Consider the following 22,465-nt stretch of genomic DNA (forward strand, 5'->3'; position numbering starts at 1 on the left):
ACTCACTGGTGGGGGTTGATCTATGTGCTATACGAGTGAAGCATCTAGCCGCCGCACCCGCGAGGGCGCGGGGGGGGGGGGGCCCCCCCCTTCTGCAAGGTCGTCTGCGTTCCTGTCCCACCTTTGCGGGGATGCAACACCGTCGAGCGGTGCATCAACCGCCTGAGGCAGTGGCGCGGCATCGCCACCCGCCAGGGGAAGACCCCGACCATCCACCTGGCCGGGCTCCACGTCGCCGGCATCGTCCTCTGGTCCGCCCACGCACCGTGCCGGACCGGTCAGATGCAGTCGCCCAGGAAGCGACCTTCGCGGTGGTCGGAGCTGATGAAGACGAATCCGCTGCCGTAGCCGAAGTTGAGGAAGAAGGGATCCTCCGCGTCCTCGCACCGGTCGGCGAACTGGCAGAGGAACAGCCAGGAATCGTCGTCGAGGCCCCAGGCACGGCCGTTGGGCAATCCGGACCGTACGACACGGCACTGACACAGCGCGCGGGACCGTCAGAACCGGCAACTCCCGTGATCCCGACGAAACGCCGTGGCCGAGGCCGGCGACGGGCGCCGGATCGGATGGAATCGACGGGAGCGGTCCGGATCTGTTCGCGAGTGGCGGCAGGACCGCTCTACTCCCAGGTCGCCGTGTCGGGGTCGATGCCGTGGGTGCGTGCGTCGGCGTCGATGATTCGGCGGAGCCATGTGGCAAGGCCGGTGCGGATGCCGTCGTAGTGGGCGGCGAATCCCGGGTCGGTCTCGTACATGCGGCCGAGGCAGACCTGCATCTGCCGGGTGAGGGGAAAGTACGAGGCGAAGAGCTCGCGGTGCCGCTCGACGAGGGCGTTCGCTTCCGGGCTACCGGGGGTGACGCCTGCGTCCATCGCTTCCCCGAGGGCGCGGTCGAGGCCGGCATGGGCGTCGGCGACGGCCTGCCATTCCTCCGGGCCGCGAGAGGCCGAGCGTTCGGCGTACTGCAGCCATTGCGTCGTCGCTCCGTAGCGCTGACTGGCCTGGGCGGGCCAGTCCGGATTCCACTGGGGGCCGAAGATCGCGGCCTGCTGCTCGGCGGTCAGCAGCAGGCCGCGCTCGTGGGCGTCGATCATCCGGTCGAGTCCGGCGCTGAGCCGCTGGAGGCGGTCGATCCGGTCGGCGACCTGGATGCGCTGCGCGCGCAGCGCGCCGGGCACGTCCGCGGTCGAGTCGTCCAGGATCACCCGAATCCTGTCCAGGCCGAGACCGAGCTCGCGGTAGACGACGATGCGGTGCAGGCGTTCCAGGTCACCGGCGGTGTAGAGCCGGTATCCGGCGGCCGTGCGCAGCGTCGGTCGCGCCAGACCGATCTCGTCCCAGTGGTGCAGCGCGCGGACCGTCACGCCCAGACTCGTCGAGACCTGACCGACGGTCAGGCCGTCGACGTCAGTGGCATCAGGCATGGTCCCCATTGTCGCCGCGACCGGCGCCCGGCGGGGTGATCCCGATGGCCGCAAGGTTCCGCGCCTCCTGACCGGACGGATCGAAGGGCTTCGCCGCGGTGAGGACGATCCGTGCGTTCTCGGGGGTGATCACCTCCACATCGCGGGTGTTCCAGGGGGTGTCCCGTGGTCCGTCGACCGCGTTCGGTCGCAGCGCACGACATGCCTCGACAACGGAATCGACCTGGCCGAGCACGCACGCGAAACTGAAGCTCATCGCCGGTGCCTGCTCCGGAACGGTCTCCGCCTGGACGAGGAGCACGTCCTGGAACGCCCACCGGCGCAGATGCACCAGAGTGCCGGGAATGGTGAACAGCTCGAAGAACCCGAGCCCCTGGGTCCAGAACTCGACCGACGCCGCCATGTCGCTCGTGGGGATCGTCACGAACGCGGGCATGCCGTAGATGCCGCGGAACAGCTCCGGCGGGACCGCGTCCGGGCCGGGAGCGGGTACGGGACTCGTCTCGAAGGCGTTGTAGTAGTCGCTCATGCGCACCACCCTTCAGCCTCACGCGACGTGAGGGTCAAGTCCGGCCCGTGAGGCGGCGACAGAAACACAAGGTCCCGCTCGTTCTGTGCATGGCCCCGGCCACGCGAGCCCTGGAAGCGTCCCCCACCGAACCGCCCGTACCGACAGAGGGGAACGCTCCATGCGGACGACCAGTTGGGGCACGAGAGCACTTCTCGCCGTGGTGCTCTCGGCCACGGCGGGCGCCCTGCCCGCCGTGGCGAGCACGCAGCCCGGCGACGGCGGGCGCCCTGCCGGCACGACGTACTTCATCGACTGCGGCTCAGGCTCCGACAGCGCCCCCGGTACGTCCCCGGGCTCCGCCTGGGGCTCGCTGGAGAAGGCGAGTTCCGTCACGTACGGACCGGGTGACCGGATCCTGTTCCGGCGCGGCAGCGCCTGCGACGGCGTCTTCGCCCCGACCGGGTCCGGAGCCGAGGGCGCACCCGTCAGGGTCGACGCCTACGGGAAGGGCGCGAAGCCGCGTATCCAGGGCGGCGGTGCCCGCGCGGCCGTCCTGCTGGAGAACGTCGAGCGGTGGGAGCTGCGCAACCTCGACGTCTCCAACGAGGGCGCCGCGCCGGGTCCCCAGGAGCGCCGCGCCGGCATCCTCTTCCGTCTCACCGACTTCGGTACGGGTGAGCACTACGTCGTCGACGACGTGGACGTGCACGACGTCAACGGATCCGACCACAAGGACCCGGACCCGTCGGGCGGGATCCTCTTCGTCGTCCGCGGCACGGCGACCCCGACCCGCTTCGACGGGATCACGGTGACCGACTCGACCGTCCGGCACGTGGACCGGACCGGCATCTCCACCGCGTCCAGCTGGGGCAAGCGTCCCGAACACCCCAACAGCGGGGCACCCGGCTGGGCGCCGAACACCGACCTCACGATCCGCAACAACAAGGTGATCGACGTCGGCGGCGACGGCATCGTGCTCCAGCACGGCCACCACGCACTCGTCGAGCACAACTACGTCGACGGGTTCAACATGCGCTCCGCCGGCTACAACGTCGGCATCTGGGCGTGGAACTTCGACGACGCCGTCTACCAGTACAACGAGGTCACCGGCGGCCACGGGACGCTCGACTCGCAGGCGTTCGACTTCGACGGCGGGAACAACCGCAACGTCTACCAGTACAACTACAGCCACGACAACGAGGGCGGCTTCCTGCTCGTCTGCAACGCCACCGGCATGAAGACGTCCGACAACGTCTTCCGCTACAACGTGAGCATCAACGACCGCAACACGTGGAGCCCGCCGTACGGCGTGATCTCCGTGGTGTGCCCGGCGCCCAGCACCAACACCCAGGTCTACAACAACACCGTCGTGACCGATCAAGCGGGCACCGCGATGGTCAGTGACAACGGCAAGGGAGGGGTCACCTTCCGCAACAACATCTTCGTCAGCACCGCCGAGGGCGGCTCCCCCATCGTCGACGCGCTGAACACGTACGACCACAACCTCTACGTGGGGGTGGGCGCCGTGCCGGCGGGCGACGCCAACGCGGTGACGGCGGATCCGCGGTTCCTCGACGCCACCCCGGACAGTCCGGGTGACCTGCGGCTGCGTCCCGGCTCCCCGGCACTCGGCGCGGGCACGCCGATCGAGAACGCCGGCAGGCACGACTACTTCGGCAACCGCCTGCACGGCACGACCGACATCGGCGCCCACCAGCGCCCCGGTTCGCGGTAACCCGTTACCGCGATCCGGCCGAGTCTCCGCCGCACGACCGCGTTCGTGCGGCGGGTGCTCAGGCCCGCATCCGTACGGCGGTGCTCACGCCCGCATCCGTACGGCAGGGGCTCATTCCCGCATCCGTACGGCAGGGGCTCACGCCCCAGTCTCGATGACCAGCTCCGCGAGGAGGCCGCGGATGCGCTGCTCGATCGCGTCGCGGATCGGCCGGACCGCGTCCACGCCCTGCCCGGCGGGGTCGTCGAGCTTCCAGTCGAGGTAGCGCTTGCCGGGGAAGTAGGGGCAGGCGTCGCCGCAGCCCATGGTGATGACCACGTCGGAGGCCTGTACCGCCTCGGTGGTGAGGACCTTGGGGGTCTGGGCGGAGATGTCGATGCCCACCTCCGACATGGCCTCGACGACGGCCGGGTTCACCGTGTCGGCGGGGGCGGACCCGGCGGACCGGACCTCGACCCGGTCGCCGCCGAGGTGGGTCAGGAAGGCGGCGGCCATCTGGGACCGGCCCGCGTTGTGGACGCAGACGAACAGCACGGACGGGACGGTGGGAGTGCTCATGGTGGTCTTCCTGTGTCGAAAGGGCGTCAGCGGCCGGTGACGGCGAGTCCGGGGGCGCCGGTGGGGACGTCCGGCTCCCGCTCCGGGGCCGGGGAGCGTCCGAAGAGCGCGAGGGCCAAGGCGACAGCGACGGCCGTGCCGAGCAGCTGGGCGGCGACGAACGGCGGTACGGAGGCCGGGGCGATGCCGGCGAACGTGTCGGAGAAGGCGCGGGCGACGGTCACGGCCGGGTTGGCGAAGCTGGTCGAGGACGTGAACCAGTAGGCCGCGCCGATGTACGCCGCCACCGCGAGGGGGCCGAACCGCTGTCGGCCGGTGCGCGCCAGGCCGAGGACGAGAAGGACGAGGCCGGTGGTGGCGACGACCTCGCCGAGCCAGAGGTGGCTTGCGGAGCGGTCATGGGTGGCGAGCCGGGCGAGGGGTTCGGCGAACATCGCGTTCGCCAGGATCGCGCCGCCGATGCCTCCGGCCGTCTGAGCGGGGAGATAGGCCGCGACCTCGCGCAGGGTGGGCCCGTCCCCGGCGCGGCGGCCGGTCCACCACGCGGCCAGCGTCACGGCGGGGTTGAAGTGGGCGCCGGACACCGGGCCGAGCAGGGCGATCAGCACGCCGAGGCCGAAGACGGTGGCCAGTGAGTTGGCGAGCAGTTGCAGGCCGACGTCGCGGGTCAGCTCGGTGGCCTGGATGCCGGAGCCGACCACGATCGCGACCAGGGCCGCCGTGCCGACCAGCTCGGCCAGTACACGGCGCCCGAGCGGAGCCGTCATCGGAGCGCTCCGATCGCCGCCGGCGGCTGGAGGAGCGAGGAGAGCCGGGCGAGGGCGGTGGGCAGCACCCAGTAGTAGACCCAGGTACCGCGCCGCTCGGAGCCCACCAGACCCGCCTCCCTCAGCACCTTCAGGTGGTGGGAGATCGTCGGCTGGGACACGTCGAACGGGCCGGTCAGGTCGCACACGCAAGCCTCGCCGCCCTCGTGCGAGGCGATCAACGAGAGCAGTCGCAGTCGCACCGGGTCCGACAGGGCCTTGAACATCCGCGCCAGGTCGACGGCGCTCTCCTCGCCCAATGGCTCACGGACCATCGGCGAGCAGCACACCGCCTGGTCGTCCTGCCCGATCACCGGCAGCTCTGATTTCGACATGCGTCTATGTTGACAGTCATCTATCCCAGTGACAACCTCGATCTCATCAAGCTGTATCGACAGATGTCGAAACAGACCGGATCGTGGAGATCAGGGAGACCGCCATGTCCCGTGTCCAGCTCGCCCTGCGCGTCGCCGACCTCGAAGGCTCCATCGCCTTCTACTCCAAGCTCTTCGGTGTCGAGCCCGCGAAGCTCCGCCCCGGATACGCGAACTTCGCCGTCGTCGAGCCGCCGCTCAAGCTCGTCCTCATCGAGGGCGAGGCCGGCGAGGAGACCCGGCTCGACCACCTCGGCGTGGAGGTGGAGGCCACCGAACAGGTCACCGCGGCCACGACTCGCCTGAAGGACGCCGGTCTCGCCACCTTCGAGGAGAACGACACCTCCTGCTGCTACGCCGTCCAGGACAAGGTCTGGGTCACCGGCCCCGGCAAGGAACCCTGGGAGGTCTACGTGGTGAAGGGCGACGCCGACACCCTCGGCAAGAGCACCGAGACCACGCCGGACGCCTGCTGCGCTCCCGACGCGCAGAACCCCGCCCCGACGGCCACGGCTTGCTCCTGCGGCGCCTGACGAGCGGGGCATGCGCCTCAGGTGACGTCGAAGAGAGATACCGGGCCGGTCCGCAACGTGGGCGGAGCGCGCCGTCCCGGTCCGGGAAAGCCACTCGTAGAGCCGACCTCGGTGAGCCTGAGGCGACCTGGAAGGCATGCGCCCCGATGCCTCGACCGGCACCCGATGTGCATCCGTGTGCGCCTTCCGTGCGGGGTGCATGCCCGGGCACCCTGGACCGGTCTGCACGTCGGCCGAGACCAGGGGTGGGGATCGTGGCTCGTACGCAGTCCAAGTGTGGAGCGACAACGCAGAAGGGCACGAGGTGTCAGCGCCTCGCCATGGTGGGGGCATCGAGGTGCGATCGCCATCGGGGGGACTGGTCCTCCTACACCGTCCAGAAACGGAAGGAGGCCGAACGCGAGGCGAAGGCGGGCAAGCGCCGGAAGTGACGCCCTGCGGAAGCGGCTCCCCGGCCGTCATGCGGCGTCTGGACGCCGGGTTCGCCGTGATCGGGGACGTGCAGCTTCTGCCGGGGTACTCGGTGCTGTTGGTGGACGACCCCGAATGCGCAGCGGCTGTCCGAGCTGCCCCAGCGCAAGCGGCTGGCCTCGGCACGACTCGTTGCGTGCGGCGATCGGGGAGGAGCTGGACCGGCTGCGCTCGGCGGGCTGAACGCCGGTCCCCCTACGCCTGCCGGCACGTCAGGCGCATCTGGCCCGCCGCATGGTGGGCCTGTTCGCGGGTGGGGGTGCCCCAGTCCCGGCCCCGGTCGAGGAGGCGGACCGTGAACGTGGGCGCGCGCAGGGGGTGGCTGCCCGTGGGGACCAGGGTGCCCGGGTGGTCGGCCTGGTCGACGGTGAAGGTGGCGTACGGCGTGCCGTGCGCGAGGAGCTGGTACACCGACGGGTCCCCGGCCGCGTCCTGCGGGCGCGGCGGGCTCGGGACGTGGACCGCGAGGTCGCACGTGCGGTACGCGGGACCCACGTCCCACGTCCAGGTCGCCGAGTTGTCGTGGTCCTTCGTCGCGCTGCCCGACATCGGGAGCGACGAGAAGCGGCCGTCGCAGCCCCCGCCCCGGAAGCCGCCCGTCCGGACCGTGTACCAGCCCTCGAAGCCGTCCGCGTACCGGCCCGCCTCCGAGTAGCCGCCTCCGTCACAGCCCGGGCCCGCCCACACCTCGTAGTGCGGTGGGGCCGGGTGCGTGGGGTGGGTGGAGGAGGGGGCAGGCGTCGAGGGGGTCGGCGCGTCCGTGCTCGGGGTCGCGCCGCCCGGGTCCGGTGCGCCCGGGAACTCCGTCGGGCCGTTCCTCGTCGGGACCGTCCGTATCGGCGGATCCCCCTCCGCGGCCGCCGGAGGCGGGTCCTCCGCCCCGGCCAGCGACACGACCACCGCCAGGCAGCCCACCGCCGCGACGGCCGCGAGCGCCACCGCGCGGCCGGGCCCGCGCCGCCTGATCCTGATGCCCACGCACTGTCGGCAGCCCATCCCCGGCAGCGGGCCCCTGCCGACGCCGCCGCACTTTTCGCACGCCATAGCGGCACACCCTAAGGCCGACTCAGCGGAGTTCCTCCGGGCATGCAGTGCCCCGTGGGAAGAACTTGTACGGCGCCGCCAGCCGGTACACGCCCGCCTTCGGCGCCACCAGCTCCGTCCACTCGTCGCCCTCGACGTCCGCCTCCGTCTTCAGCAGGCAGCCGTGCTCGTTCAGGAAGACCTTCGGCAGCTCCGTCGGCGACGCCTCGCGCGCCGCCTTCGACGCCTCCGTCTCCTCCGGCGGTTCGATCTTGCCGCCGTTCTCGTCGAGGAGCGCCAGCCACGGCGAGTACGGCACCCGGATCAGCACCCGGCCCGGACTGTCGACCTCGATGACGACCTCGTTGGCGCCCGCCCGCCGCACCTTGGCCGGCGGCTCCGCCAGCGGCGCCGGGTCGTCGACCTCGTACAGCCGCCAGTTCGCGTCGGACCAGACCTGCTTCAGATACGGCAGCCCGTCCGCGACCAGCTCCGCCTCCCGCTCCGCGCCCGAGTCCGGCGCCCCGGTCGGCAGGACCACGTAGTGCACGGCCCAGCGGTCGAGCCAGTCCTGGTAGTTCGTGGCGTTCAGGGTGTCGTCGTAGAAGAGCGGGTTGCGCTCCATGTCCGCCTGCCGGTTCCAGCCCCGCGCGAGGTTGATGTACGGGGTGAGGGCGGAGGACTCGCGGTGGCTGGAGGCCGGGACGACCTCCACCCGCGCCTTCTCCGCCCCGCGCACCTGCAGCTGGTTGATCAGCGGTGCCACCTCGCGCGCCCAGGACGCGTCCGGGGCGGTACGGATGACGTCGTCGACGCCCTTGAAGCCGATCCAGAAGTTCAGGCCGACGAAGGCGAGCACGACCGCGTACCAGCGGCGCGAGCGCGGCACGGTGTAGGGCAGGGCCGCCAGGAGGACCACGCCCGCGAAGAGCATCACCAGGCGGGAGACGTTCGAGCCGATCTGGGAATCGATCAGCCAGGTGAGGAGCGTGCCGGCCGAGTAGACCGCCGCGCCCGTGCGCACGGTGCGCCACTCGCGCGGTACGAGGAGGAAGACGAGGACTCCGAAGAGGAACGGCAGCGACGTCGAGGCCAGCGACATCGGCTGCGTGCCGGAGAAGGGGAACAGCCAGGACGACAGCGCGACGACCAGCACCGGCGCGAGGCCGAGGGCGTACGCGCCGGGGCGCCGCTTGTTCAGGAAGAGCGCCGCCGCCGCGACCCCGAGGAAGAGGCCGGCGACCGGGCTGCACGCGGTGGCGAGACCGGCGAGCGGGGCGGCGACCGCCGCCTTCGCCCAGCGTCGGTGGCGCCAGCGGTGCGGCCAGCAGAACACGGCGGCGACCGCGCCGAGCGCGAACATCATGCCGAGCCCGAACGTCACCCGCCCCGACAGGGCGTTGCACAGGAACGCGAAGACCCCGGCCAGCGAGCACGCCAGCGGATTGCGGACCGCCCGCACCCGCACCAGGATCAGCGCCGTGAGACCGGCCGAGACCGTACCGGCGATCATCATCGTCGTACGGACGCCGAGCACCGACATCACGTACGGAGAGATCACGCTGTACGAGACCGGGTGCATCCCGCCGTACCAGGCGAGGTTGTACGCGGAATCCGGGTGGCGGCCCACGAACTCGGCCCACGCGTCCTGGGCCGCGAGGTCGCCGCCGCTGTTCGCGAACAGGAAGAACCAGAGGACGTGGGCGAGTGCGGCCACGCCCGTCGCGATCATGACGGGGTAGCGCCGCTTCCGCCGCAGCGGCCGGGGACGGGGGGCCGTCTCGACGGGCGGCCGGGGCGCCGGGAGATTTATTCGGGGACGTGAGGGAGCCGGCGGGGGCGCGCCCTCGTCTGCGCGTGTCGGCTCGGCGGTGGTCACTCGCGGCCCTCTCCCGTGCTGCCTTCGCGCATGTCTCGATGTCCGGAACGCTAACAGCTGGGCACCCCGGAGAGCCGGGGTGCCCAGTCGAGTCAGCCCAGACGGGTCAGCTTCCTGTCGAAGCCCGGTTCCACCAGGTCCTTCTGGAGGGAGACGGGCGCGCTGACCTTGCCGGTGCCGGTGCCGATGGACACCTGGCCGACGACGTCGCCCGCCTTGCCGGTGTGCGGGACGGTCTTGCCGCCGGCGGTGAGCTCGAGGTTCACCTTCAGGCCCGGCCAGCCGACGGCCTTGAGTTCCTTGTCGGCGACGACAGGGGTGATGCCGCCGAGGCCGTCGTCGATGTGGCCGACGACCTGACCCTTGCGGACCACGGCCGCGGAGGTGACGTCCTTCTGCGCGGCCTGGATCAGCTTGAGGCTGTAGTCGATCGACAGCTGGAGCTTCTCGTGCAGCAGGGGGGCGTCCTTCGCCCCCATGACGATGCCGAGGATCCGGCGCTGCTTGCCGTCGATCACGGTGTTCGCGGCCCAGAGCAGGTTGCCGCCCGCGGGCGTCGAGGAGCCGGTCTTGATCCCGCTGACACCCGGCTCCAGCACGATGTTGTTGTTGTTCTCGATCTGACCGGGGATGCCGTCGACGGTCAGGTTCGGCATGTTCACGATCTCCCGGAACACGTCGTACTGCATGACCGCCTTCGCCAGCTTCAGCTGGTCCTGCGGGGTGGAGACGGTGGTCGACTCCAGGCCCGACGGGTCGGTGTAGACCGAGTCCGTCATGCCGAGGTCCTTCGCGGCGGCGTTCATCTTCTCGACGAACGCGGCCTCCGAACCGGCGTCCCAGCGGGCGAGCCGCCGGGCCACGTTGTTCGCGGACGGAATCATGAGGAGCTGGAGCAGCTCCTTCTCCGTGTACGTCTGGCCCTCCTTGACCGCCGCCGTCGACTCGAACTCGGCGCCGGCCTCGTCCGCGGCCTTCTTGTCGATCTCGATCTCGGGGCCGGTCTCCTTCCCCTTGATGGGGTGGTCCCGGAGGATCACGTACGCCGTCATGGTCTTCGCCACGCTCGCGAGCGGGGCCGGCTTCTGTGCCCCGTACGTGCCGAGCGAACCGACGCCCTCGACCTCGGCGGCGCCCTGTCCCTCGGTGGGCCACGGCATGTTCAGCTCGCCGCCCTCGAAGGTGAAGGTGGGCGAGGCGGAGAGCGTCAGGGCGGGGTTCGGGAGCGGTCGGACGAACTGTACGACTGCAAAGATGATCAGAAGAAGAATGACCAGCGGGGTCCAGATCCGGACGCGCCGCATGGTGGTGCGCAGAGGGGTCTGCGGCGGGGGCGGCGTGTTCGTGAGTTCCGCGAGCAGGTCGAGCGGGGGCAGCGGCGGCATGGGCTGCTGCCTGGTCCGCTCGGCCTCGGTGAGCGACGGCGGGGGCGGGGACACGGGGGCCTTCGCCTCGGGAGCCTTGGCCGGCGGGGCCTTGGTCTCGGGCGCCTTGGTCTCGGGCGCCTTGGCCGTGGCGGCTTCGGCGCGGAGCGGCACGAACGTGCTCGGGCGCTCGGCGGCGGGCTTCGGGGTCGCGGGGGGCTCCGGGAGCGGCGGGAGCTTCAGCGCGGTCGTCGGCTGGTCAACGACGGGCGGCCGTACGGCCCTGAACATGGTGGTGGGCTGATCGACGGGCTCGTCGGCCTTGGGCTCTTCGGCCGCCTCCGGGGCGGCCTCGGGCTCGCCCTCGGGCGCGGACTCGGCATCCGCCTCAGGCTGGGCTTCGGGCGCCGGCTCGTCCGCCTCAGGCTCGGCCTCGGACTCGGCCTCCGCCTCAGGCTCGGCATCCGCCGGCTTGCGCGCGGCGAACCAGGAGTCCTGAGCCTTCTCGGCGTCACGGTCGGAGTCGGTGTCGGTCTCGACGTCGGCGTCCGCGGCCGGCTCGTCGCCGTCCACAGGCTCGGCGTCGGCGTCGACCTCGTCCGCCGCGTCCGTCTCGGCACCGGCGTCGGCCTCGACCACGACGTCGGTCTCGGCGGCGGCAGCGTCGCCCTCCGCCTCGTCCTCGCCGTCGGCGTCGGTCGCCTCGTCGGTCGCCTCGTCAGCCGCCTCGCCGGCCGGCTCTCCGTCGGCCTCGTCCTCCCCGTCGCCGGAGGCGACCCACGCCGCCACCGCCGCCCGCAGGCGGTCGCCCTCCGCGGGCTCCTGAGGCGCGGCGTCCTCGGACACGGCGTCCTCGGACGGCGCGGCGTCCTCCGAGGTGCGCGGGGCCGGCGTCTTGAAGACGGCCGTCGGCTGGTCGACCTGGACCGGCGACGCCGTCGACGCTCCCGCCGTCGAACCCGTGGACGCCGTCGACGAGGACGCGGACTCGCGGAGCACGGCCAGCCGCGGGTCCCTGCCGCCGCCACCCGCAGGAGCCTCCTGCGAAGACTCCTGCTGCTCCGCCTTGTCGGGGGACTCGCCCGCCACCGTGCCTCCTCCATGCGTCATGCGTACGTCCGAACCGTGTACCAGTGTCCTGTGTGAACCCGTTGGCCCCCGTGCTAGACGAGAACGACATACCTACTGGTTCCCGTACGAAGCACCCAGGCGCTCTCGACAGATGAATGTGAGAGGGGTCACCCTGTGACTCATCCACGCGGGGAGGCATGGATGGGCAGGAGCCGCAGAACAATTCCGGAGGAGCTTCTGTTGCTCGCTCTGGACCCGGCCACGGGTACCACAGCGCAGCCGCAGTCGCTCGACCTCGGCCTCGCCGGAGCACAGCTAGTGGAGCTGGCTCTGGCAGGACGGATAGCCCCTGACGGGGATCGTATCGCCGTGGTGATGCCACGGCCGACCGGAGATCCGACTCTGGACTCCGCACTGGAGCTGCTGCGCAGGCGTGGCAGCCCGGTTCGGGCGGTCCACTGGATCGGCGGGCCCCGACTGGGGCTGCGCCAGATCTACCTCGCTCACCTGGAGCGCTGCGGCATGGTCCATGCCGTGGAGGGCCAGATGTGCGGGGTGTTGCCGACGACTCGCTACCAGGCGACGGAGACGGCGATCAGCCGGGACATCAGGGCCCGGCTGGACAGTGCGATCCGCACCGGCGTACCGCCGGACCCGCGGACCGCGGCGCTCGCCGCGCTGGCCCATGCGGTCGGTCTCGGCAAGCACCTGTACCCGGGGAACGAAGGACGGTCGTCGCGGTCCCGGCTGCGCGATCTGATCCGGCACGACCCCATGGGCGGACTCGTGGCGCATGCCGTGATGGACGTCCAGAACGGTGTGGCCGCACAGCCGCGCCGCAGTGCCCCGGGCGGCGTTCCACAGCAGCCGCGCCGTGGCAGCATGGCGCGCGCCGCCGTGCACTGAGTTCCACGAGTTCGACCGGATCCAGGAGTTCGACCGGGATCCACCGGATCCATTCCGGGAGCCGCACAGACGTGTGCGGGGCGGCCGTCACGGCCGCCCCGCGCACGTGCGTTTCCGCGTTCCCCCTGCGTTGTCGCCATTTCCCAGCGCACACCACACCTTTGGTGGCAGTCTGCCAAGCAGTAGATACTCACAGCTACGCAGCCGACAGCCGGAGGTGCAGTTTCCGTGGCGTCCAACGTCAACCCCACCGTCAGGCGACGCCGATTGGGCCAGGAGCTGCGCCGGCTCCGGGAAGCGAAGAACATGACGGCCGAGCAGGTCGCCGAGCGTCTCCTCGTCTCCCAGTCGAAGATCAGCCGCCTCGAGAACGGCCGTCGTTCCATCAGCCAGCGCGATGTCCGCGACCTCTGCGGGGTGTACGAGGTCGAGGACGAGCGGGTCGTCGAGTCGCTGATGCAGATGGCCAAGGACTCGCGCCAGCAGGGCTGGCGGCATGCCTTCGGCGACATCCCGTACAGCGTCTACATCGGTCTGGAGACGGACGCAGAGAGCCTGCGGGTGTACGAGCCGCAGATCATCCCCGGCCTGCTGCAGACCCACGGCTACGCGGAGGCCGTGATCAGCGGCGCGCTGCCGGAGTCGAACCCGACCGACATCGACAAACGGGTCACCGTCCGCACCCGGCGCCAGGACCGGATCAAGGACGGGGAGCGACCGCTGCGGCTGTGGGCGGTCATCGACGAGGGCGCGCTGCGCCGGGTGGTCGGCAACAAGCAGCTGATGATCCAGCAGTTGGAGCATCTCGTCGAGCAGTCGCATCTGCCGCACGTGACCGTTCAGGTGCTGCCGTTCGAGATGGGCGCGCATCCGGGCATCAGCGGGCATTACGCGATCCTGGAATTCCCGGACACTTCCGACTCCAGCGTCGTCTACATCGAGGGTGTGACGAGCGACCTCTATCTGGAGAAGGCTCAGGATGTCGCGAAGTACAGCGTGATGTACGAGCACCTGCGGGCGCAGGCCCTGAATGTGGAACAGACCCGGGAGTTCATTTCGGACATCGCGAAGACGTACGCCGCCGGTTGAGAGTGGAAAGCGGCGGCCCTTCCGAATTCTCCGATTCGGCCGTGAAAGCAGCCATTCGGCCGGGGCCCGACGCGAAGAGGCCCGTACGGTACACCCCGGACTCGTGCCAACGGAAGGGCAGTTGGAATATGCCATCCGGTCGGGTGAACGCCGCCCCCACGCGGCGGACCCGACGAGTAGCGTCGATCACGCCAGCATGAGTTGGCGCGACACACTACTGGCAGAACCGGAGTGAAGAACATGGCGATTATTCAGGGCGCTACGGACACCTGGACGAAGTCCTCGTATTCCGGCGGTAACGGGGCCTGCGTCGAAGTCAAGTCCCCCCTCGTGGCCGCGATCGCGGTCCGGGACTCCAAGGCCCCCGAGGGTCCGTCCATCGCCTTCGGCTCGGCGTCGTGGAACGCCTTCGTCGGTGAAGTGAGCAACGGGGCGCTCTGAGCCCGCGTGTTCCGAGCACCACGGTACGTACGGAAAGAGCCCTCTCGACCGGTCCGCCGTCCTGGCCGAGGGGGCTCGGCCATGTCCTCAGCGGAGTCGGTCCACGTACTGGTCCGTGCCCGGCACGGTCGGAATGAACGGCGCGACCAGTTCGACCCGCCCCCACTCGCCGCCGACCGTGTCCAGGTCCGCGAAGTGCTCCGCCCAGCAGGCGCGCGGGTCGCGCTCCAGGAACCAGAGCAGGGTCAGCCGGTTGTCGACCCCCTCGACCTGCTTCACGTACGTCATACGGTCCCCGGGCAGCGGCGTCGGCCGGAAGACCGTGACCATCGCGGCCGGTGAGCCGGCGAGGCGTCCGGGCAGTTCCCTCGACCGCAGCCGTTCGAGCAGTTCGGCCCGCCGCTCCGGCCCTTCGGTGTCGACGACCTGGAGGACGAGCCCCTGGTAGGGGTGGTCGAGGGCGTGGAAGTCGCGCGGCCCGGCCGCCCCGTCGCGGTACACGGTGGCCTCGTGGTCCTGGAAGGCCGTGAAGACGTGCGTACGGTCGCGGTAGACGCGGGCGTCGCGGTTGAGCCGCTTGTTGATGGCGACGGTCCACTTCATGTGCTCGTCGTAGCGGCCCTCGGTGACCCAGTAGGTGGAGAGGTAGCAGCCGGCGGTGACGGGCTGCGCGACGGCGGACTTCTCCGGGGTGCGCAGCTCCTGGAGGTCGCGGGTGGCGACCCAGCGGCGGCCCGCGAACATCCAGGGCATCGCCATGGCGCCCGCGTAGTAGTGGTCGTCCTCGTACCAGCGGTTGTAGGCGTACTCGTGGCCCGGGTGCGGCTCGACCATCGTGATCAGCGCGTGGCCGGGGCGCACCCCGTACGGCCCGACGGCCGCCAGCTCCGCGTACGTCTCGTCACTCATGCCCGTACCCCTTCCCTTGTCCTCCGGAGGCTCCTACTCTGACGGGTCGTCAGATCGATCGCCAGAGTCGGGAGGCACCCGGATGCTGCTTCAGGGAAAGACCGTGGTCGTGTCGGGTGTCGGCGCCGGACTCGGCCATCGGATCGCCGAGACGGTGGTGCGGGACGGCGGCAACGCGGTGCTCGGCGCGCGCACCGAGGCCAATCTCGCCAAGTCGGCGGCCGAGATCGACCCCGGCGGACGGCAGACCGCCCACCGGACCACCGACATCACCGACGAGGCGCAGTGCGAGGCGCTCGCCGCGCTGGCGCTGGAGCGGTTCGGCGCGATCGACGCGGTGGTCCATGTCGCCGCCTGGGACAGCTACTTCGGCGGGATCGAGGACGCGGACTTCGCCACCTGGCAGGGGGTCCTGGACGTCAATCTGCTCGGCACGCTGCGGATGACCCGGGCCTGCCTGCCGGCGCTGAAGGAGCGGGGCGGTTCGGTGGTCCTCATCGGTACGCAGTCGGCCGTGGCCGCGCCCTCACAGGTGCGGCAGGCGGCGTACGCGGCCTCGAAGGGGGCGTTGACCTCGGCGATGTACTCGATGGCGCGGGAGCTGGGGCCGCACCGGATCCGGGTCAACACCGTGCTGCCGGGGTGGATGTGGGGCCCGCCGGTCCAGGCGTACGTCCAGTTCACCGCGCACACGGAGGGGGTGGCGGAGGACGAGGTGCTGGCTCGGCTCACGGAGCGGATGGCGCTGCCCGAGCTGGCGACGGACGGGGACGTGGCGGAGGCCGCGGCCTTCCTGGTGTCGGACCGGGCGCGGGCGATCACCGGGCAGTCGCTGCTCGTCAACGCGGGAGAGCTGATGCGGTAGCGCCCCGCGGGCGCAGACCGGGCCGCACGGTACGCGACGGCGTATCGTGTGGCCCTTTTTGACCCCATCTGGATTCAGGGATGTGAATGCAGGTCAGCAAGGAGAACGATTTTACTCGCTCTTGACCCTCCGCCGCGTTGTCCTGGCCCGTCAACTCACCACACCATGAACGGCGTTCACAAGGCGGACCGGACCCCTGGAGGGGGCTCAATGAACAGTCTCGACTGGGCCGTGCTCATCGGCTACTTCGGCGTGATGGTCGCGATCGGCGTCTGGTCCCACAAGCGCGTGGACAACGTCTCCGACTTCTTCACCGCCGGCGGGAAGATGCCCTGGTGGCTCTCCGGCATCTCCCACCACATGTCCGGCTACAGCGCGGTGATGTTCACCGGGTACGCCGGCATCGCGTACACGTACGGCGTCACGTCCTATGTCACCTGGTCCTTCCCCATCGCGATCGGCATCGCCATCGGCGCCCACCTCTTCGCGCCCCGCCTCAACCGGCTGCGCTCGCGGCTCCATGTCGCCTCGCCGCTGGAGTACCTGAAGAACCGGTACAACCTCCCCACCCAGCAGGCCCTCGCCTGGTCCGGGGTGCTGCTGAAGATCGTCGACGTGGGCGCGAAGTGGGCGGCGATCGCCACCCTGCTCTCCGTCTTCACCGGGATCTCCCTCAACCAGGGCATCCTCATCACCGGCGTGATCACCGGCATCTACTGCACGGTCGGCGGCCTGTGGGCCGACGCGCTCACCGAACTCGGCCAGTTCATCATCCAGTTCTTCGCCGGCATCGCGATGCTCGTCGCCGTCCTCGCCGAGCTCGGCGGGATCAGCGCGCTGTGGGACGTCTGGGACCGGCCGGAGCTCCAGGGCCACACCGCGCCGACCGCCGGCCCGTACACGATGACGTTCCTGCTGGCGTACCTCTTCATCAAGACCTTCGAGTACAGCGGCGGCATGTGGAACCAGGCCCAGCGCTACATGGCCACCCCCAACGCCCGCGAGGCCACCCGCTCCGGCCGGCTCTCCGCGGTGCTGTGGTTCGTCTGGCCGCTGGTCCTCTTCTTCCCCATGTGGGTCGCGCCGCTGCTCGTCGACCCGAAGAAGCCCGACGCCTCCGACAGTTACGCCCTGATGACCGAACAGCTGCTGCCGCACGGACTGCTCGGCCTGGTCATCGTCGGCTTCTTCTCCCACACCATGGCCATGTGCTCCTCGGACGCCAACGCCATCGCGGCCGTCTTCACCCGCGACATCGCGCCCGTCATGAGCAAGGCGGCCCGCGGCTGGACGCAGCAGGCCGGACTGATCGCGGCGCGCTGGTCGACGATCGCGTTCCTCGGCCTGTCGATGGCGGTCGCCACGCAGGTCAACTCCCCGGCCTTCAAGGACATCATCACCGTCGTCATCAAGTGGGTGGCCGGGCTGATGGGGCCGATCGCGATCCCGTTCATGCTGGGCCTGCTGAAGACGTTCCGGAAGTCCGGTCCGACGGCCGCCCTCGTCTCCTGGGCGGCGGGCCTCTTCGCCTTCTGGCTGACCAACTACGGCCTGGACGGCATCGAGCTGCAGATCCAGATCGTCTCGCCGCTCGCGACCTCGCTGATCCTGTACGTCCTCATCGGCTTCATCAAGCCCGAGGACACCCCGGAGCGCGACGAGATCCTGGCCAGGATCAACCAGGACCCCGACGAGGACGGCGGCGCCGCCGTCCCGCCGCAGGCCTCCGGCGAGCCCGCCGGTCAGCCCCTCGGGTAGCGGGCCAGCCAGCCCGGGTGCGACTCCGAGGGGCTGTGCAGGGCGGCGCCCTGCGTCATCTCCATCGCGAAGTCGTCGGCCAGCTCCAGGATCGTGGAACGGCCCTCCAGTTCGGCCAGCCAGGCCGGCGGGAGGGCCGTCTCGCCGTGCAGGGCGCCGAGCAGCGCGCCCGTGACGGCTCCCGTCACGGCGGACGGGCCGTCGTGGTTGACCGCGAGCCGCAGCCCGTGGCGGATGTCCTCGCCGACGAGGGCGCAGTAGACGGCGGCGGCGAGCTGGCACTCCGCCCGGTCCTCGTCCGCGCCGAGATCGGTGACCCGGCCCGCGTTCGGCATCCCCTGGCGTACGGCTCCCAGGGCCTGCTGGAGCGCGGCGGTGACGGGCTCGTGGCCGGGGCGGGGGGTGAGCTGGGCCAGCGCCCGCTGCACCGAGCCGTCCACGCTCTCGCCGCGCGCGAGCCCGTGCACGACGACGGCGAGCGCGCCGGCCGCCAGATACGCGGCGGGGTCGCCGTGCGTCTGCGCCGCGCACTCCACGGCCAGCTGGCACACCAGCTGCGGCTCCCAGCCGACGAGGAGGCCGAAGGGCGCCGAGCGGACCAGGGCCCCGGAGTCGGTCGCGTCGGGGTTCTTGGGCTTGTCGAGGGTGCCGAGGAGCTCGTCGCCCAGACCGGTGAGGCAGGCGCGCGCGGGGTCGCGGCGGGCGTAGAGCCACTCCTCCCGGGCCAGCCAGCCCAGGTCCGTGCGCCGCTCGTCGGGGCCCCAGTCGCGCTGGGTGGCCGCCCAGCGCAGATGGGCGCGGTGGACGTCGGTGGGCGGGTGCCAGGCGCCGGTGTCGCGGCGGACCTGGGCGCGTATCAGCCCGTCGACGGTGAAGAGGGTCATCTGGCTGGCGGCGGTGACCGCGCCGCGTCTGCCGTGCGCGGGGACCGGCTCGGTGAGCCCCTCGGCGCCGTGGGCGGCCCTGATCGCCTCCAGGGAGAGCGCCGCGACACCCGCGCCGAAGGCATCGCCCACGGCCCCGCCGAGGAGACAGCCGCGGACCCGGGCCCGGAAGTCCTGCTGTTCGGCGCGGCCCCACACGGCCGCAGCGCTCGTGGTCACGACGTGCCCTCCCCCGGAAACCCTCGGCGCACAGATCTCGCAGCACTGTAATCGACCGAGTTCGCGCATTCGCAGGGCGGAACGTTTTGCGATCGGACGCCTTTCTGTCCATCTTCGACCGCCGTTCACCGGAAGTTCCGGCATGACTCGAACCATCCGCCCCGTGACACGATTCAAGACTTCCGCCACCGTCGCCGCCCTCCCTGACGGTCTGCTGGTCGGCTGACACCGTCCGCCGCCGTGGTCAGGGCGACCGTCCTCGGCCTGACCGGCGCGCTCCCTCCCCCACGCGACGGAGGCGGACCGTCCCCGCGACCGACGTCCGGGGACGCGGGAGTTGGCGATGCTCGTGGAGACGTAGACGTACCGCTCTCCTCGATCGGAGCCTCACCGTGCTGAAGAACGCCCTGCGTGCCGCCGCCCTGCTCGCGCTGGTCGCCGCCGTCGCCGCCCCCGTCGCCGTCGCGGCACCGGTGTCCGCCGAAGTCCCCGCGCCTACCCCGACCCTCCGGTCCTCCCTCAAGGGCGAGGGGCGCATGGAGTACCCCGTGCCCGACGAAGAGGTCCGCTTCAGCGTCGACGCGCGCGCCACCTACGGCGCGGGCTCCGTCTCCACCCGTTCGGCGGGCACCTTCCGCCTCTCCCACAGCTACCCGGCCAAGGGCGGCGAGCCCGCGAAGACCTTCTGGGGCGAGTTCAAGGTCGACTGCCTGCGGACCGGCGGCCCCACAGCGACCGTGACCGGCACCCTCGTCCGTACCAGCCCCGGCCACCCCTGGCAGGACCTCCTCGACCCGCACTTCCGCATGGGCGTCAGCTTCCTCGTCCCCCCGAAGGGCCGGGGGCCGAGCCGCATCGGGCTCTCCGGAGGAACGCTGAAGGGCGAGCCGCTGCTCACGAAGTGCATGGCCCCGGCCGCCGACGCCCGGATCGTCGAGGGCGGCTTCGCCCTCCGTGACCGGCGCTGACCCCGTCAGTCGCCCAGCACCGGCAGCAGCTCCGGCAGATGGCCGTCCGAGGACTGCGCCGTACGGATCCGCTCCTCCGCCACCTCGCCGTACAGCGTCGTGCGCGGGCGGGACGGCCTCCCCGCCGCCTCCGCGATGGCGACGAGGTCCCGGATCGAGCGGTACGAGCCGTAGCTGGAGCCCGCCATACGGGAGATGGTCTCCTCCATCAGCGTGCCGCCCAGGTCGTTGGCGCCCGAGCGGAGCATCTCGGCGGCGCCGTCCGCTCCCAGCTTCACCCAGCTGGTCTGGATGTTGGGGATGTGCGGGTGCAGGAGCAGCCGGGCCATGGCCGTGACCGCGCGGTTGTCGCGGACGGTCGGGCCGGGGCGGGCGATGCCCGCGAGGTAGACCGGGGCGTTGGTGTGGATGAAGGGCAGCGTCACGAACTCCGTGAAGCCACCGGTCTCCTGCTGGATCCGGGACAGCGTCCGGAAGTGGCCGAGCCAGTGCCGGGGCTGGTCCACATGCCCGTACATCATCGTGGACGAGGAGCGGATGCCCAGCTCGTGGGCGGTCTTCACCACCTCGATCCAGGTGGCCGTCGGCAGCTTGCCCTTGGTGAGGACCCAGCGGACCTCGTCGTCGAGGATCTCGGCGGCCGTGCCGGGGATCGAGTCCAGCCCGGCCTCCTTCGCCGCCGTCAGCCACTCGCGGATCGAGAGCCCGGTGCGGGTCGCCCCGTTGACGACCTCCATCGGGGAGAAGGCGTGGACGTGCATGCCGGGCACGCGCTCCTTCACCGCCCGCGCGATGTCGAAGTAGGCCGTGCCGGGCAGGTCCGGGTGGATGCCGCCCTGCATGCACACCTCGACCGCGCCGACGTCCCACGCCTGCTGGGCACGGTCGGCGACCTGCTCCAGCGACAGGGTGTACGCGTCGGCGTCGGTGCGCCGCTGCGCGAAGGCGCAGAAGCGGCAGCCGGTGTAGCAGACGTTGGTGAAGTTGATGTTCCGCGTGACGATGTAGGTGACGTCGTCGCCGGACACCGCGCGGCGGACGTCGTCCGCGATGCGGGTGAGCGCGTCGAGCGCCGGGCCGTCCGCGTGCAGCAGGGCGAGGGCCTGGTCGTCGGTGAGCCGGGTGGGGTCGTCGGCCGCGACCGCGAGGGCTTCCCGCACATCCGTGTCGATGCGCTGCGGGACCATGCCGGGGGCGGCTGCCTCGCGCAGGGCCTCCCAGTCCCCGTACACCTCGTCGAAGTCGTCGCGGCGGTCGTGGGTGCGGCCGGTGGTGTCGATGGTGCGGTGCAGGTCGGTGCGGCCGGCGGCCGTGAACGCCTCGTCCGGCTCCTGCCACGGCAGCCCGCGCACCTCCGCGTCCGGGTCGGCCAGACCGGTCTCCGGGTCGGCGAGCGCGCGGACGTGCGGCAGCAGCCGGGGGTCGAGCCAGGGCTCACCCCGGCCCACGAACTCCGGGTAGACACACAGCCGTTCGCGCAGCTCGAAGCCGGCGGTCCGGGACTTCTCGGCGAGGGTGTCGATCTGCGGCCAGGGCCGCTCGGGGTTCACATGGTCGATGGTGAGCGGGGAGACCCCGCCCCAGTCGTCGATCCCGGCGCCGATCAGCCGGCCGTACTCCTCGTCGACGAGGTTCGGCGGGGCCTGGAGACAGGCGGAGGGGCCCATGATGTGCCGGGCCACGGCGATCGTGGCGACCAGGTCGTCGAGTTCGGCGTCCGGCATCCCGCGCATCGCCGTGTCCGGCTTGGCGCGGAAGTTCTGGATGATCAGCTCCTGGATGGAGTGGTAGGCGCGGGAGACCCGGCGGAGCGCGAAGAGGGACTCGGCCCGCTCCTCGTACGTCTCGCCGATCCCGATGAGCAGTCCGCTGGTGAACGGCACCGAGGACCGGCCGGCGTCCTCCAGGACCCGCAGCCGCACGGCCGGCTCCTTGTCGGGCGAGCCGTGATGCGGACCGCCCGGCTCCGACCACAGTCGGGTCGCGGTCGTCTCCAGCATCATGCCCATGGACGGGGCGACGGGCTTGAGCCGCTGGAAGTCCGTCCAGGAGAGCACGCCGGGGTTGAGGTGCGGGAGCAGTCCCGTCTCCTCCAGGATGCGGATCGCCATGGCCCGTACGTACGCGAGGGTGTCGTCGTAGCCGTGCGCGTCGAGCCACTCGCGCGCCTCGGGCCACCGGTCCTCGGGCTTGTCGCCGAGCGTGATCAGCGCTTCCTTGCACCCCATCTCGGCACCGCGGCGCGCGATGTCGAGGACCTCGTCGGGGGACATGAACATCCCGTGCCCGGCCCGGCGCAGCTTGCCGGGCACGGTGACGAAGGTGCAGTAGTGGCATTTGTCCCGGCAGAGCCGGGTGAGCGGGATGAACACGCTCTTCGAGTACGTGATGACACCGGCCCGCCCCGCGGCCTCGAGCCCCGCGTCCCGCACGCGCCCGGCGGACGCGGCGAGATCGTCGAGATCGGCGCCCCGCGCCTGCAGCAGCACGGCAGCCTCGGCCACATCGAGCGCCACCCCGTCCCTGGCCCTGCGGAGGGCGCGGCGCATGGCGTTCTCGGTGGGCCGTTCCGTCTGCCCGGGCTGCTGATCCGTCATGCAACGAGCATACGAGCGGCCCGTGGGATTGAGTACGCGTACTCGATCCCTGCCCACCTGCGCCTTCTACGACGGCGAACG

At 71.1% G+C, this 22,465-nt stretch carries 20 protein-coding genes and 2 pseudogenes; 10 read left to right on the forward strand and 12 right to left on the reverse strand.

The annotated features are described in order from the left end of the window. Positions 1-135: 135 nt before the first annotated feature. Positions 136-252, forward strand: a pseudogene (locus ACFVZW_RS20585) (IS5/IS1182 family transposase); the annotation flags it as partial. A gap of 26 nt (positions 253-278) precedes the next feature. Here ACFVZW_RS20585 and ACFVZW_RS20590 read toward each other — a convergent pair. The 3 genes from ACFVZW_RS20590 to ACFVZW_RS20600 form a co-directional block, all read right to left on the reverse strand. After that, positions 279-455: a hypothetical protein gene (locus ACFVZW_RS20590; protein WP_384523288.1), complete on the reverse strand. Its 177-nt coding sequence runs from the start codon at positions 453-455 to the stop codon at positions 279-281. A gap of 164 nt (positions 456-619) precedes the next feature. Continuing rightward, positions 620-1,423, reverse strand: a complete 804-nt coding sequence (locus ACFVZW_RS20595; protein WP_384523225.1) for a MerR family transcriptional regulator — start codon at positions 1,421-1,423, stop codon at positions 620-622. After that, the gene (locus tag ACFVZW_RS20600) at positions 1,416-1,952 is read right to left on the reverse strand and encodes a VOC family protein (protein ID WP_384523227.1); all 537 of its coding nucleotides are present in this window, start codon (positions 1,950-1,952) and stop codon (positions 1,416-1,418) included. Before ACFVZW_RS20600 ends, ACFVZW_RS20595 begins: the two co-directional genes overlap by 8 nt. A 160-nt stretch (positions 1,953-2,112) precedes the next feature. Here ACFVZW_RS20600 and ACFVZW_RS20605 point away from each other — a divergent pair, with 160 nt between their 5' ends. Further along, on the forward strand, positions 2,113-3,669 hold the full coding sequence (locus tag ACFVZW_RS20605) for a right-handed parallel beta-helix repeat-containing protein (protein WP_384523229.1): 1,557 nt from the start codon (positions 2,113-2,115) through the stop codon (positions 3,667-3,669). A gap of 138 nt (positions 3,670-3,807) precedes the next feature. On the opposite strand, the gene ACFVZW_RS20610 is transcribed toward ACFVZW_RS20605, so the two are convergent. From ACFVZW_RS20610 to ACFVZW_RS20620, 3 genes are read right to left on the reverse strand one after another with little or no spacing between them, the layout of a single operon-like run. Further along, positions 3,808-4,227, reverse strand: coding sequence for an arsenate reductase ArsC (locus tag ACFVZW_RS20610; RefSeq protein ID WP_384523231.1), 420 nt, complete (start codon positions 4,225-4,227; stop codon positions 3,808-3,810). Between the two features lie 26 nt (positions 4,228-4,253). Next, complete coding sequence (locus tag ACFVZW_RS20615; RefSeq protein WP_384523233.1) at positions 4,254-4,994, reverse strand: aquaporin; 741 nt, start codon at positions 4,992-4,994, stop codon at positions 4,254-4,256. Next, the gene (locus ACFVZW_RS20620) at positions 4,991-5,368 is read right to left on the reverse strand and encodes an ArsR/SmtB family transcription factor (RefSeq protein ID WP_384523235.1); all 378 of its coding nucleotides are present in this window, start codon (positions 5,366-5,368) and stop codon (positions 4,991-4,993) included. The genes ACFVZW_RS20615 and ACFVZW_RS20620 overlap by 4 nt, the downstream gene beginning before the upstream one ends. Positions 5,369-5,472: 104 nt before the next feature. Between ACFVZW_RS20620 and ACFVZW_RS20625 the strand changes: the two genes are divergently transcribed. Beyond that, entirely contained in the window at positions 5,473-5,940 is a 468-nt protein-coding gene (locus tag ACFVZW_RS20625; RefSeq protein WP_384523237.1) for an ArsI/CadI family heavy metal resistance metalloenzyme, read from the forward strand. 460 nt (positions 5,941-6,400) lie between these two features. Next, positions 6,401-6,530 (forward strand): annotated as a pseudogene (locus tag ACFVZW_RS20630) (diadenosine tetraphosphate hydrolase); the annotation flags it as partial. A gap of 76 nt (positions 6,531-6,606) precedes the next feature. On the opposite strand, the gene ACFVZW_RS20635 reads toward ACFVZW_RS20630, so the two are convergent. The 3 genes from ACFVZW_RS20635 to ACFVZW_RS20645 all read right to left on the reverse strand — a co-directional run bounded on the left by ACFVZW_RS20635 (position 6,607) and on the right by ACFVZW_RS20645 (position 11,787). After that, positions 6,607-7,455, reverse strand: coding sequence for an adhesin (locus tag ACFVZW_RS20635; protein ID WP_384523239.1), 849 nt, complete (start codon positions 7,453-7,455; stop codon positions 6,607-6,609). Between the two features lie 22 nt (positions 7,456-7,477). Beyond that, positions 7,478-9,166: an MFS transporter gene (locus ACFVZW_RS20640; protein WP_384523241.1), complete on the reverse strand. Its 1,689-nt coding sequence runs from the start codon at positions 9,164-9,166 to the stop codon at positions 7,478-7,480. Between the two features lie 239 nt (positions 9,167-9,405). Then, entirely contained in the window at positions 9,406-11,787 is a 2,382-nt protein-coding gene (locus ACFVZW_RS20645) for a D-alanyl-D-alanine carboxypeptidase (protein WP_384523243.1), read from the reverse strand. Between the two features lie 162 nt (positions 11,788-11,949). On the opposite strand from ACFVZW_RS20645, the gene ACFVZW_RS20650 reads away from it, so the two are divergent. From ACFVZW_RS20650 to ACFVZW_RS20660, 3 genes are all read left to right on the forward strand, one after another. Beyond that, positions 11,950-12,654, forward strand: a complete 705-nt coding sequence (locus ACFVZW_RS20650; protein ID WP_376443311.1) for a GPP34 family phosphoprotein — start codon at positions 11,950-11,952, stop codon at positions 12,652-12,654. A gap of 228 nt (positions 12,655-12,882) precedes the next feature. Continuing rightward, the gene (locus tag ACFVZW_RS20655) at positions 12,883-13,743 is read left to right on the forward strand and encodes a helix-turn-helix domain-containing protein (protein ID WP_384523245.1); all 861 of its coding nucleotides are present in this window, start codon (positions 12,883-12,885) and stop codon (positions 13,741-13,743) included. 240 nt (positions 13,744-13,983) lie between these two features. Next, complete coding sequence (locus tag ACFVZW_RS20660) at positions 13,984-14,184, forward strand: DUF397 domain-containing protein (protein ID WP_362425563.1); 201 nt, start codon at positions 13,984-13,986, stop codon at positions 14,182-14,184. A gap of 87 nt (positions 14,185-14,271) precedes the next feature. On the opposite strand, the gene ACFVZW_RS20665 is transcribed toward ACFVZW_RS20660, so the two are convergent. Next, entirely contained in the window at positions 14,272-15,093 is an 822-nt protein-coding gene (locus ACFVZW_RS20665) for a hypothetical protein (RefSeq protein ID WP_384523248.1), read from the reverse strand. A gap of 82 nt (positions 15,094-15,175) precedes the next feature. Here ACFVZW_RS20665 and ACFVZW_RS20670 point away from each other — a divergent pair, with 82 nt between their 5' ends. Both ACFVZW_RS20670 and ACFVZW_RS20675 read left to right on the forward strand, forming a co-directional pair. Next, complete coding sequence (locus ACFVZW_RS20670; protein ID WP_384523250.1) at positions 15,176-15,958, forward strand: SDR family oxidoreductase; 783 nt, start codon at positions 15,176-15,178, stop codon at positions 15,956-15,958. A gap of 210 nt (positions 15,959-16,168) precedes the next feature. Further along, positions 16,169-17,716 (forward strand): sodium:solute symporter family protein, encoded by a 1,548-nt coding sequence (locus ACFVZW_RS20675; protein WP_384523252.1) that lies wholly within the window; start codon positions 16,169-16,171, stop codon positions 17,714-17,716. Here ACFVZW_RS20675 and ACFVZW_RS20680 read toward each other — a convergent pair. Continuing rightward, the gene (locus ACFVZW_RS20680; protein ID WP_384523254.1) at positions 17,701-18,819 is read right to left on the reverse strand and encodes an ADP-ribosylglycohydrolase family protein; all 1,119 of its coding nucleotides are present in this window, start codon (positions 18,817-18,819) and stop codon (positions 17,701-17,703) included. The genes ACFVZW_RS20675 and ACFVZW_RS20680 overlap by 16 nt on opposite strands. A gap of 392 nt (positions 18,820-19,211) precedes the next feature. On the opposite strand from ACFVZW_RS20680, the gene ACFVZW_RS20685 reads away from it, so the two are divergent. Continuing rightward, on the forward strand, positions 19,212-19,787 hold the full coding sequence (locus ACFVZW_RS20685) for a hypothetical protein (protein ID WP_384523256.1): 576 nt from the start codon (positions 19,212-19,214) through the stop codon (positions 19,785-19,787). A 5-nt stretch (positions 19,788-19,792) separates the two neighbouring features. On the opposite strand, the gene ACFVZW_RS20690 is transcribed toward ACFVZW_RS20685, so the two are convergent. Beyond that, positions 19,793-22,384 carry a bifunctional FO biosynthesis protein CofGH gene (locus tag ACFVZW_RS20690; protein ID WP_384523258.1) on the reverse strand — a complete coding sequence of 864 codons (2,592 nt, stop codon included), beginning with the start codon at positions 22,382-22,384 and terminating at the stop codon, positions 19,793-19,795. Positions 22,385-22,465: the final 81 nt, after the last annotated feature.

Origin of the sequence: Streptomyces sp. NPDC059567 (assembly GCF_042735655.1) — a bacterium.
Lineage (GTDB): Bacteria > Actinomycetota > Actinomycetes > Streptomycetales > Streptomycetaceae > Streptomyces.

Coding starts and splice junctions, on each gene's coding strand:
- ACFVZW_RS20595 (WP_384523225.1), bottom strand. CDS start 1,423: ATGCCTGATGCCACTGACGTCGACGGCCTGACCGTCGGTCAGGTCTCG.
- ACFVZW_RS20600 (WP_384523227.1), bottom strand. CDS start 1,952: ATGAGCGACTACTACAACGCCTTCGAGACGAGTCCCGTACCCGCTCCC.
- ACFVZW_RS20605 (WP_384523229.1), top strand. CDS start 2,113: ATGCGGACGACCAGTTGGGGCACGAGAGCACTTCTCGCCGTGGTGCTC.
- ACFVZW_RS20610 (WP_384523231.1), bottom strand. CDS start 4,227: ATGAGCACTCCCACCGTCCCGTCCGTGCTGTTCGTCTGCGTCCACAAC.
- ACFVZW_RS20615 (WP_384523233.1), bottom strand. CDS start 4,994: ATGACGGCTCCGCTCGGGCGCCGTGTACTGGCCGAGCTGGTCGGCACG.
- ACFVZW_RS20620 (WP_384523235.1), bottom strand. CDS start 5,368: ATGTCGAAATCAGAGCTGCCGGTGATCGGGCAGGACGACCAGGCGGTG.
- ACFVZW_RS20625 (WP_384523237.1), top strand. CDS start 5,473: ATGTCCCGTGTCCAGCTCGCCCTGCGCGTCGCCGACCTCGAAGGCTCC.
- ACFVZW_RS20635 (WP_384523239.1), bottom strand. CDS start 7,455: ATGGCGTGCGAAAAGTGCGGCGGCGTCGGCAGGGGCCCGCTGCCGGGG.
- ACFVZW_RS20640 (WP_384523241.1), bottom strand. CDS start 9,166: ATGATCGCGACGGGCGTGGCCGCACTCGCCCACGTCCTCTGGTTCTTC.
- ACFVZW_RS20645 (WP_384523243.1), bottom strand. CDS start 11,787: ATGACGCATGGAGGAGGCACGGTGGCGGGCGAGTCCCCCGACAAGGCG.
- ACFVZW_RS20650 (WP_376443311.1), top strand. CDS start 11,950: ATGGGCAGGAGCCGCAGAACAATTCCGGAGGAGCTTCTGTTGCTCGCT.
- ACFVZW_RS20660 (WP_362425563.1), top strand. CDS start 13,984: ATGGCGATTATTCAGGGCGCTACGGACACCTGGACGAAGTCCTCGTAT.
- ACFVZW_RS20665 (WP_384523248.1), bottom strand. CDS start 15,093: ATGAGTGACGAGACGTACGCGGAGCTGGCGGCCGTCGGGCCGTACGGG.
- ACFVZW_RS20670 (WP_384523250.1), top strand. CDS start 15,176: ATGCTGCTTCAGGGAAAGACCGTGGTCGTGTCGGGTGTCGGCGCCGGA.
- ACFVZW_RS20675 (WP_384523252.1), top strand. CDS start 16,169: ATGAACAGTCTCGACTGGGCCGTGCTCATCGGCTACTTCGGCGTGATG.
- ACFVZW_RS20690 (WP_384523258.1), bottom strand. CDS start 22,384: ATGACGGATCAGCAGCCCGGGCAGACGGAACGGCCCACCGAGAACGCC.